Origin of the sequence: Rhizobium sp. CECT 9324 (assembly GCF_918741265.1) — a bacterium.
Classification (GTDB): domain Bacteria; phylum Pseudomonadota; class Alphaproteobacteria; order Rhizobiales; family Rhizobiaceae; genus Allorhizobium.
In genome coordinates this window covers 110,816-120,863 of sequence record NZ_CAKKMZ010000003.1, presented here as the reverse complement: position 1 = coordinate 120,863, position 10,048 = coordinate 110,816, and the positions used below count along the sequence as shown (strand labels likewise).

Sequence of the window (10,048 nt, the reverse complement as noted above, 5' to 3'; positions counted from 1 at the left end):
CAGGATACGCAAAAATGTTTTACATTTTGCATTGCGATCGTGGGACAAGCCCACGATGATGGTCGCAAGGCTCCGGGAAGGCTTAATTGATTGATGAGTGAAGACACGATCGAAGTTCCGACAGCCAAGCAACGCAAGGGGCGTCTCATCAACGTCCGCGTCAGCGATGCAGAGCATTCGGCTATCGAAGAAGCGGCCAAGTCGGCTGGTATGAGTGTCTCTGCTTTTTTCCGTTCGCTGCTCCTCGAAGGTGCTGGCGTTCGACCCATTCTGACTGCGGAAGACAGGTTGATCATGGCCGCGCTGCTCGAAGACATGCGGATGATCGGCATCAATTTGAATCAGGTCGCCCGCTCCCTGAATGCAGGGAAGGGTGTCCATCCCTCAGAGCTGGACATCAACCTTGGCAACGTCCAGCGGATTCAGGCGGCTGTGATGAGTGAGCTGCGGACACTTTCGCGCCGTGCGGGGCATGAGCGCCGAGGCGAGGTGTAGGCCGTGGAGTTCTTTTTCGGCACTTTCACAAGCGAATGGGAGCAAAGGCGCGCGGCGCTATTGCACGAAATGACGCTCGGCGGCCGTGGGAGCGCTGTCGAGGAAGAGCTTGAGAAGAGACTGAAGAATCTGCAGCACCAGGTTGGGATGTCTAAAGGCGGGTCGGGATCTAGGGGAGGGGTGAGGACTTCGGCATTCAACGTGTCATCGCCTTCGAGGACGATGGCTGCCGGTTCGGGTGCTATGCGATCAATGGACGTTCGTCTTGCGAGCGTTGCCAAAGGGAGCCAGCCCGCCGTGGTCAAACTGGCTTCCTACGGTGGTGGCGCCCGCGTCGGCTCGATGCTCAACTATGTTTCCAGAGGGGGGGAGCTGAAGGTTGAGAACGAGAACGGCGAGACGTTGCGTGGCCGTGAGGAGCTGGCGCGTCTCCGTGGCGATTGGGATCACCTTTTCCAAAACAGGACCGAGAGCCGCGATATCGGCGCGTTTAGCGTCGAGGTGAGCGTTTCCGGCCGCTCGAACCCGCATGAGAAGGTGCGGGACATTCTCAGCAGTGGCTTTGGTGATCGACGCTACGCTTACTCTGTCGAAACCCATGGATCGCTGAAGGTCGAGGGCTATGTCGTGCTGCGCAGCGGGCAGGGCGAGCGGCTGACGGCTGACGCGAAGGCGGCCGCCATCGTTCAGGAGCGTTTAAACGCCAGCGCCGTTGCGAAAGAGGCCCCTGCGGCTTTCTCGTTCACAGGCTATGGCAACGGCGTGGAATATGGCGCTGCCAAGTTGCGAGACCTGATCGCGCAGCGGAACGACGTTCGAGACGATCAGGGACGTTCGATTGCCGATGACAAGGCTGCGGGCGACCTGGTGCAAAAGGAATGGCGGGATGAGCTGCACAGCCGCAAGAGCCGTGACGTGATGCACGTGATCATGTCGGCGCGTGCCGGCACGGATGCTGTCGCGTTCGAAGGAGCTGTTCGCGACTTCCTGGCTGAGCAGTTTGCGGGCCATCGGTACGTATTCGCTATGCACGATCCGGAGAACGATCCGAAAGAAGCAGGGGAGGGGGGCAAGCGGCCGCATGTTCATGCCCATGCCATCGTTACCATGCGTTCGGAATCGGGCGACCGGATCGAGACGACTCCGGCCACCTTCCGGCAATGGCGTGAGGTTATGGCCGAGAAGGCGCGTGACCACGGCATTAATATGGAAATGACCGATCGGCGCGAGTTCGCTACGCCGCCAGCCTTCACGCGAAATCAGGTTCGCGCCGTCAAGCATGACGGTCGAACCGAGCATGTAGGCACCAGCGATCCGGCGCAGGCGCGATATGACGCAAAGCGAGCTGGTCGGCGCATGGTGGCGACGAGCCAGAGAAGCCGCCAGTACATCCTAAAAGCGCAGGAGACTTGGCAGAAGATTGCAGTCAACGCCGGCGACACAGTCGTCGCGGCCTACGCCGCTCAGCATCGCTCCTATCTGGAAAACGGCCTTGCCCAAATGGATCAATCGCCTGCTGGTGCAGTCATTTATGCAGATTTCGGCGGTGATTACCGCTCCAATATGGTAGCAATCAGAGACATGTTGTCGGAGGCAAAGGACATGCGCGAGCAGACACGCCCAGAGTTCGAAGCGTACGAAAAGACGGTTGAAACGGCTCTGTTCAACCTTAAACGCAGCGCTGGTCCAGAGGACCGGTCAGGCTTCGAAGAAGTTTCCTCCCTCGCTCGCGAGATCGTCGATCTGCGCAGGCAGATGCTCGAAATGAAGGAGCGTGGGCTTGATGAGCAGGATGTACGAAACGCTGCTGGCGACGTCTCCAGAGAAAGTGGCGTCGCGCCGGAAAGAACGGCATCTGAGGTGCAAGAGCAGACGAATGCTAACCTTCAGTGGGAGGCGGCTGTTGCCAAGCATGGAGAGGCTGTCGTTGAGGCTGGTAACGATGCGATGGCAAATGTGGAACACTATCGCTCCGGCCTCGCCCATATCGAAGCCGGCGAGCTCGGAGACGAAAACCGGGAGCAGTATGAGAAGGGCCTTGAGGCTTCGCTTCATCATGCAGCTCAACTCGCCGCTACCGGAAACGGCTATCTCCGGGATGTTGCCAACGAAGATCCGGAACTGCGCGCGGAGATCGAGACCATTGAGCGCAATGAAGAGCGTGGGGACGAAAACAAGTCAAACAAGCAGCCGATAACTGCGGATACTGCCGACGATCGCCAACGCGATCTCAGTGTGGATCTGGAAGAGGAACATCCAATCGGGCAAGCGGAGCGTGAGGCTCACCAGCTCGCTGAGACGGTGGACGCTACTCAGAGGCAGCAAGATCGTGTAAACAGAGACAGGGAAGCGGCCCAGCGCGGCGGCGAGACCACTCGGACTGATCCCGCGCAACAGCACATTCCTCGTCTCGAGGAGTTGGAGCGTGAACAGGTTGAACAGAGGGAGCGTAATCGGGACGACCGTGATCGCTAAAGTGTCATGCAGGACGGTAATCAGAACACCTACCTGGTGGAAGTAAACGACCCCAAGTCTGCCGACATCGTCGGCAAGATGATGGTGTGGGGCATGGTCTCCGTTGGGATCCTCGCGATCCTGATCAAGGTCTACGGGACCGTGATCGGCTGGTATCATGCTTCTGTAGCTTGGCTAACAGAGGCGGGTCAGTACGCATCGAGCTTCTGGCCCTTCTGAACCTGAATTAGCGGCCGGCCTATTCCATGATTGGATCAGGAACGGTCGCTGCGAATAGCTCTTCCAAGCTCTTCCTTTTGCGCGGTGATTTGCCTTCGGCTTCCCGTTCGACGACCTCCTTAAGGCGACTAACCCGATCATTGTGCGCTTTTTCGATGTCGTTCTCTGAGACAGGTGTTGTGTGCTTTTCGGGAGCGGGCACAGCTGCCTTTGCAGGTTCCGGAGTACCCCCGGCGCTGACCTTCTTGTTGGCCAAGGCGGATGGATTCACAACACGAGCGGGCGAGGTGGAGGGCGCTGGCTCTTTTGGAGCCTCCTCCTGGACAGGCGCCCGCGGCTCCTCCGCTTTCGCCTCAGTCACAGGCTTTATCGCTTCCGCTTGTTCAGCCTGTTCCTGGCCTGCACTGGCATAGGCTGGCGTGGTCGCTGGAACAGGTTTAGGTGGCAGATAATCGACAGTTGGAACGGTCGGTATATGCGTCTGAGAATAGGCCTCCGCCTCTTTGAAGGGCTGCGTCTTAAAGAAGCGGAGCTTGTCTCCAAAGATTGGCCGCTGACCCTCCACCAGCAAGATCATCTTGTTCTCGGGCATCTGGCGCACTTCCTGCGGCATCATCAGGTCCCGATCGCGAATTTGCTCGACCTTTGTTCGGCGCGGGAGGCCCATAAGCTCGATAGTGCGCGATTCAGACTGATATCGGATGGTTCTCTTGCCAAGCGCGCGGGAAGCATACTCTGCCGTGGCCTGGTCATTGGCACCAAGGATGAGCTGATAGCCGCAGTTGCCAAGGAGCGAATGTCGGGACGTCTCACCATAGATCTCATCCAGGTTCTTCAGGTCCTGGATGATGAAGGCGAGCTTGATCTTATAGCCGGCCACATAGGGCAGCTTCGTCATGATCTCGTCCATGCGCTTCAGCTGGCGAAACTCATCCAGCAAGAAATAGACCGGCACGGAGTTGGGATCATGCTCAAGGGTAAGTATGTCCATCACCTGTTGAACGAACAGCGTCAGCAGCGGCCTAAGAAGCGTGATGTCGGTGATGTTCGGGGCAAGGTAGATTGTGATGGGACGACGCTTCATGGATCGAAGGTCCATGTCGGTCATGTTCGTTGCGGCCACAACGCGTTCGTTCTTGAACGGCCTCATCGCCTTCTGGATATCAAGCAGTGCCGAGGCCGCGGCCCGATCCGAGAGAGACAGGTAGGAATTGAAGCTCTCCATCGTGAACTTCGACAGGTATGGCTCCTTCTCCTTGATGTACTTCATCAAGGCCTGCAGATCGGTCCCGCTGTTGAAGAAGGAGTTGATCTCGCCGAGGTTCCTGCGCCCTTTGTAGAAGGGGCTTTCGAGAACATAGCTGATGGCGCCGGCCAGAACCTGTTGAGCTGTGGCCTGCCAAACTGAATTCTCGGATTCGGTGTTTTCCGGTACAAGAATGCTGGCGATATTTTGAATGTCAGTCGTGCGATTGCCTCGCTCCGGACGAACGAAATCCAAGGGATTATAGCTGTTGGTCGTCTCGGAACCCGGCGCGAACAAGAAGACCTGGCTCCCGTTGCGCTTCCGATAGCCGGCGGTTGCCTTGTAGACCTCGCCCTTCAGATCCGTGACGACCATAGAGCCTTCGTGCATGAGAGCGTTGGGGATGACGTAGCCCGCGCCCTTACCGGATCGGGTCGGGCCAATAATGAGGTGGTGGCGATCGTCATACGCGCGGAGGACGTTGCTCCCGATGCGGCCGAATATGTGACCTCGTCTGCCAAACCACTTCCCGCGCCGAAGTGTTGCAAGATCCTGAAAGGCCGCATCCCCCAATGGATTGCTGGTAGGTTTGAGCCCAAGGTAAGCAATGAGGCCTGATACGAGCAGCGCGGGCACTACGGAGCCGAGCGCGACTTTTTGAAGGGAAGGGGAGGAGCTATAGGCCCAGAACTGCTGAATTGGCGCGAATGGGTTTGACGTGATTGTCGCCTCGAGGATCCTACCGTCACCGTAGAAGACCTGAAGCCCCGCCCCGTATGCCAGCATCCAGACTGCAAATGCGATCAACAGGCAGAAAAACAGATAGAAGGCCTGTAGCCCCTTACTCATGATGCATCCCGTGCGAAGTAGATTTCGGAAACCCCGCGCTTGCCGCCTTCCCGCCTGAGCTGGATGACGATCGGAATGACCATTTGGATGTAGGACATCAGATCCTGCTTGGAGTAGCCGGCGGACATGCCGGACTGCTGCATCATCATGGCGAGCTGTTCATAGGCGCCGAGCGGCGTATCGGCGTGTACTGTCGACATGCTGCCCGGGTGGCCTGTGTTGATGGCGCGAAGGAATGAAAAGGCCTCAGCTCCACGAATCTCGCCAACAAAGAGGCGATCCGGCCGCATTCGAAGCGCCGATTCAAGAAGGTTTTGAATAGTTACGTTTGCAGTGCCTTGACCACCCTTGGAGGCGATCAGGTGGACCGCGTTCTTCTGTGGTGGGAATAGCTCACGAGTGTCTTCAAGCGTTAGGATCCGCTCATTCAGGTCTACAGAGTTCAGGCACGCGTTCAGAAAGGTGGTTTTGCCCGACGACGTGCCGCCACTGATCAGGATCGAAACCCGCTTCGTGATGGCCGTATGGATGAAGTCGTAGATCTTCTCCGCGCGTAGATAGGCGATCAGCTCCCGATCCACGTCGCTTAGGCCCCCGACAGCAACCGAGACTTTGTCGAGAGAGCCGTTGTCACGGTAGTCCTGCAGAGAGAAATTCTGCACAACTTGCTTACGGATCGTGATCGACCCACCGTCAGGTGCCGCGGGCGGCAAGACGACCTGGATACGTTCGCCGGTCGGCAGTGCTGCGCTAAGAATCGGATTAGCGGCGTTGAGGAACTGCTTCGTCGCTGCGGCAACCCGCTCGCCAATGTTCTCGATCTCGCGTGCAGTCAGAGCATCGATTTCATGATGCTCCATGTGATCAGCACCGAAGCGCTCAACATAGACTTGGCCTGGCCGGTTCACTGCAATCTCAACCACCTGCGGGTCATCGAGAAATTGCCTGATGGGCTCCAGGGACCGGTTCAGGAAATAGTGGGGATCATGAGCCGTCGTGTTACCTACCATGACGTTCACGTTTGATCTCCTTCATCGCTTCCGTGACAGGATCGTCGTACATGGCGCTGAAATCGAGGTCCTGGCGAACATAGACAAAGATCCGCTCGCCTTGCGGTACGCTGATCGTTGGCGGGATCCTCAGGTTTTCGGCAAGTACCGTGTTCGCCATGTCGCTGAAGGTCTGCGCGATCGTTTCTCGCGCCAGTTCAGCACCTCTTTCGGCGTCATCGTTTCCGGAGCTGGAGTCGCTACCGTATCCGGTTAGATAGCTTGCACCGCCTCCGACGATCGACAGCAAGATTGATGCGCCAAAGCGCTCACGAAACTTGTTGTCGACATGACCCGTCAGGCCCGATCGCCCGAGGCTGTCCGTGCCGATGGAGTTCAAGCGCACCGACACGCCGTCATCCCGGATCAACCTCGTCCACACGACAAAGACCCGCTTCTGCCCCCGCGTAACTTCGGACTGATATTCCCCGATCAGGCGTGTTCCTGTTGGGATCAGGACGCGCCGCCCATCGAAGGAGTAGACATCCTTGGATGTGATGGCCCGGACTTGGCCCGGAAGGTCGCTGACGATCGCCGTTTCCAAGATGCCGGGGATCAGCGTGCCCTCTGGGATCATGGCGTCGATGCGCTCAATCTGCCGGGCTTTGGCGGAACGGTCACCGATAGCACTCGCTGAGGACAGGTACTGGCTGTTGCGATCCTCGCCAGCGACGGTCAAAGGCGTGCCGCCGTTCGAGCCATCGAGCGAACCATTCGCGGATCCTCCCAGGTTCTGGTCAAGCGTGATTAGCTTTGACCGAAATCGCTCCGGAAATACCTCTTCGGCGGGCGGGGGCGCGCTCGCCGGTTGAGCTACTTCGGGCGGGGGAGGCACGTTGAATTCAGTGACGTCCACCGGCGGAGGTGGCGGAGGTGGAAGTTCCAAGACAGGCTGTTCGGGTGGTGGGGGAGTGGGTTCTCCATCGCGCACGAAACCGGGCGGCCGGAAGGTCGTGGTACGGAACTCCTCCTCACTTTGCGGGCTTTCAGGCGGGCTTTCTCCGGACGTGGCAAGCACCAGGTACGCGGCGAAGACGCCAGCCAGCAAAAGGGTGGCCATGCCGACCGTTTGATTGCGCTTCACGTTTCGATTGCTGATTTCGGCCTCGTCGGCCGCCGCCATTGCGTCGAGTTCAGGGCTGCGCTTCATTAGTTGCCGCTCCTCCTGCGTTTGCTGGCATCAGGATCCGGTTTCGGAGCCATGATGTCAGGATCAGGTGCTGCAAAGTCCGGCTTGCGGAGGTTGAAAATGCACGTCCACTGGTTTCCGTCCCGGAGCGTGTATTGCGTGGCTACGCCGTCAACGACGATGTATTCGCCTTCCTTGCGGAAGTTTCGCAGGGTCTCGGAGAAGTCGGATTGAACGGCAAAAATGGCCGGCACGGTCCCTCGGCCGAACTTGAAAAAGGTCTTCTTTCCGTCATCGAACACCATTGTCGGCTTCAGCGCCGCGTCGCCCGAGAAAGAGTAGTCAATATTGACGTTCGCTTTGTCGATGCTCGAAATATTCGGGTTGGCTGCTCGAAACTCAGCCTCCTTCCGCAGAGACTCGTTCAGGTTCTTCTCCGGATAAACGAAGCGAATGCCGAAGACCTTTTTCCCTGCTTCCGGTGCATAGTCGTTGAGCTCAAGGAAGTAGATCCTCTTTGAGGTCACCACGTTCATGTTCGTGGAAACGTCCTTGGCTATCGGCTTGACGAAAAGGATGTTGCCCTTTTCCGACGGGGCAACCTGCCAACTGTCGGTGTCGCCAAGCGAGATCGTCTCAAACTTCTCATCTTCGTCGAAGATGATCATCGTTGAGATGCCGTAGGTCGCAGATACCTTCACGACGTTGTTCGGCTGATAGACGACGCTGGTCACACGCGCATCCAGACTGCCAGGGCGGGGCTGTTGCGCCGCATAGGCGTGAGTCATCGTGAGAGCGGCGATCGACGCCGCCAGAGGCAAGCCATATTTCACTGCTGGCCTCCCGAGGTCACCGTTTCCTGATCACGGCGGTAGTCATACACCTGGAAGCCCAACGGATTTTCGAAGCGCCATTCGTTGCGCTCCGGCGTATCCGTGTAGCGATAGCGAACGATAGAGATGAAGTGGCGCGTGATGACGTCTGAATCAGAGCGCTCATGCGTCGAGAACCGGACGAGCGCCGTTGTCGTGTTGGGGAAGGTGACAGACTTTATGTCGACGGTGATCGACTTATTTTTGCCGAGCCGGCGAGCTGGATTGTCAGGGTTCGCCGCACTCCATTGGGCCTGGAGATCGCGCGCTGCGTCGCCGGTGGAGAGCAAAGCTGCAATTCCAAAGTTCTGCTCGATGGCAAAAGGATCATAGCCCTCGCGGGATCGAATGTAACGGACGACATTCGCCTGAGTGACCGCCTGCTGATCGGTGATGTTCGATGTTCGGGTCAACCCTGTCTTGACCTCAATATAGCCGGTGTTCTTGTCGACCTCGACAATGTACGGCTCGAAGCTCTTGAGGGGCACGAGCATCACCAATGCGGAGAGCGACAGGATCGTGATGCCGCCGAAGATCAGCGTAATCAGCCAAGCGAACGCCTTGGACCGTTTGGCCTTCTTGACGATCTCTTGTTCCCAACGGTCCCCATCCTGAAAATAGCTCCGGAGAGCATCGTTATTCTCTGCCATGTGTCCTAGCCCTTAATTCCCGCCACCAGTCGCCTAGTTGGGCAGACTGTTGTTGGTAATTCTGTTTTGCATCGCTTCTGCTGCACCGGCGTTTTGGATGTTTTCCCTCATGCCGGCATGGGTTCTGACGCGTGCGGCCATTCCTAATTCTCCAGCCCTTCCGGCTACAGAACGTGTCGCGGTCAAAGCTCGTGCCGGCAGTGCAACCCCGGTCGCGTAGCCAACCGATCGAGCGATCTGACCAACGCCCGTTGCCACGCCCCCGGTAATTCCCTGGGCGAGCGTTTGAATGTTGAAGAGGACAAAAGCGCCAGCTGCACAGATCAGGACGAAAGCCGAGATATCGTCTAGCTGGATCTCGTTCGCGGATGCTGCCGCTGCGACCTTCTGCAGTTCAGCGTCCATGGTCGTGATGAGAAAGGCGGCGACGACGTAAACGAAGAGCGGAATGATCGCGTACGTCAAAACCTGCTGGAACCAAGCCATTCCGTACTGGCGTGTGGAATCAAACAATAGGCAGGCGATAAAGATCGGTGCAGTGCCAAGCAGCACCCACATCATCACCTTCGCAAGCACGAGGATGGCAAGCGCAACGGCAATGAACAGCCCAACCGCCAGCATGATCAGGAACCCTACAAGGCCCGGGAGAATGGCGAAGTAGCCTGACTGCTCCGCGAATGCTGCTGCTGCCTCATTCGCCGTCTCCCAAATCATGGAGAGTCCGTCTGTCGGCTCAGTTATCCCGGTACTGCTAGCCGTCAGGAGCGCCCGCCCCACGTCTTCCGGCGTGTTGTTCAGCCAGTCGTAAAAGAAGAGTTGGAAGTTGCCCCACTGATCAATGAAGGCGACGATAAGCATCATCCGCACGACCCGGCCGACGATCTCGCCGACGCTCACTCGCGCGGTCCCCATGACGAGTTGAAGTCCGTAATAGGCGACGTAGGCAATAAGCATGATCGTCAGCAAGGGCATGATCTCGTCGCCAACGACCTCATAAGCCCGCTCCGAGAAATTCCGCCCTGCATCTTCAAGAGCCTCAAGCAGGCCGCCTAGAAAGTTCATGG

At 57.8% G+C, this 10,048-nt stretch carries 9 protein-coding genes; 3 read left to right on the top strand and 6 right to left on the bottom strand.

The window, feature by feature from the left end; translation table 11 throughout:
- The first annotated feature begins 93 nt into the window (after positions 1–93).
- From LQ231_RS26365 to LQ231_RS26355, 3 genes are read left to right on the top strand one after another with little or no spacing between them, the layout of a single operon-like run.
- Positions 94–495, top strand: a complete 402-nt coding sequence (locus LQ231_RS26365) for a DUF6290 family protein (RefSeq protein ID WP_133675526.1) — start codon at positions 94–96, stop codon at positions 493–495.
- A gap of 3 nt (positions 496–498) precedes the next feature.
- Positions 499–2,970: a conjugal transfer protein TraA gene (locus tag LQ231_RS26360; protein ID WP_230175215.1), complete on the top strand. Its 2,472-nt coding sequence runs from the start codon at positions 499–501 to the stop codon at positions 2,968–2,970.
- Between the two features lie 6 nt (positions 2,971–2,976).
- Positions 2,977–3,189 carry a hypothetical protein gene (locus LQ231_RS26355; RefSeq protein ID WP_230175213.1) on the top strand — a complete coding sequence of 71 codons (213 nt, stop codon included), beginning with the start codon at positions 2,977–2,979 and terminating at the stop codon, positions 3,187–3,189.
- Between the two features lie 19 nt (positions 3,190–3,208).
- On the opposite strand, the gene LQ231_RS26350 is transcribed toward LQ231_RS26355, so the two are convergent.
- From LQ231_RS26350 to LQ231_RS26325, 6 genes are read right to left on the bottom strand one after another with little or no spacing between them, the layout of a single operon-like run.
- A complete protein-coding gene (locus LQ231_RS26350) occupies positions 3,209–5,284 on the bottom strand; it encodes a type IV secretory system conjugative DNA transfer family protein (protein ID WP_230175211.1) in 2,076 nt (691 codons plus the stop codon).
- Positions 5,281–6,303 (bottom strand): P-type DNA transfer ATPase VirB11, encoded by a 1,023-nt coding sequence (virB11, locus tag LQ231_RS26345; RefSeq protein WP_230175209.1) that lies wholly within the window; start codon positions 6,301–6,303, stop codon positions 5,281–5,283. The genes LQ231_RS26350 and virB11 overlap by 4 nt, the downstream gene beginning before the upstream one ends.
- The gene (gene virB10, locus LQ231_RS26340) at positions 6,284–7,483 is read right to left on the bottom strand and encodes a type IV secretion system protein VirB10 (RefSeq protein WP_230175207.1); all 1,200 of its coding nucleotides are present in this window, start codon (positions 7,481–7,483) and stop codon (positions 6,284–6,286) included. Before virB10 ends, virB11 begins: the two co-directional genes overlap by 20 nt.
- Positions 7,483–8,295 carry a P-type conjugative transfer protein VirB9 gene (gene virB9 / locus LQ231_RS26335; RefSeq protein ID WP_127625913.1) on the bottom strand — a complete coding sequence of 271 codons (813 nt, stop codon included), beginning with the start codon at positions 8,293–8,295 and terminating at the stop codon, positions 7,483–7,485. Before virB9 ends, virB10 begins: the two co-directional genes overlap by 1 nt.
- On the bottom strand, positions 8,292–8,984 hold the full coding sequence (locus tag LQ231_RS26330) for a type IV secretion system protein (protein WP_037093755.1): 693 nt from the start codon (positions 8,982–8,984) through the stop codon (positions 8,292–8,294). Before LQ231_RS26330 ends, virB9 begins: the two co-directional genes overlap by 4 nt.
- A 33-nt stretch (positions 8,985–9,017) precedes the next feature.
- Positions 9,018–10,046 carry a type IV secretion system protein gene (locus LQ231_RS26325; RefSeq protein ID WP_230175205.1) on the bottom strand — a complete coding sequence of 343 codons (1,029 nt, stop codon included), beginning with the start codon at positions 10,044–10,046 and terminating at the stop codon, positions 9,018–9,020.
- Positions 10,047–10,048 lie beyond the last annotated feature (2 nt).

What these genes read in the sequence shown, in the direction of transcription:
- LQ231_RS26365 (WP_133675526.1), top strand. Translation starts at nt 94, where the DNA reads ATGAGTGAAGACACGATCGAAGTTCCGACAGCCAAGCAACGCAAGGGG.
- LQ231_RS26355 (WP_230175213.1), top strand. Translation starts at nt 2,977, where the DNA reads ATGCAGGACGGTAATCAGAACACCTACCTGGTGGAAGTAAACGACCCC.
- LQ231_RS26350 (WP_230175211.1), bottom strand. Translation starts at nt 5,284, where the DNA reads ATGAGTAAGGGGCTACAGGCCTTCTATCTGTTTTTCTGCCTGTTGATC.
- virB10 (WP_230175207.1), bottom strand. Translation starts at nt 7,483, where the DNA reads ATGAAGCGCAGCCCTGAACTCGACGCAATGGCGGCGGCCGACGAGGCC.
- LQ231_RS26330 (WP_037093755.1), bottom strand. Translation starts at nt 8,984, where the DNA reads ATGGCAGAGAATAACGATGCTCTCCGGAGCTATTTTCAGGATGGGGAC.
- LQ231_RS26325 (WP_230175205.1), bottom strand. Translation starts at nt 10,046, where the DNA reads ATGAACTTTCTAGGCGGCCTGCTTGAGGCTCTTGAAGATGCAGGGCGG.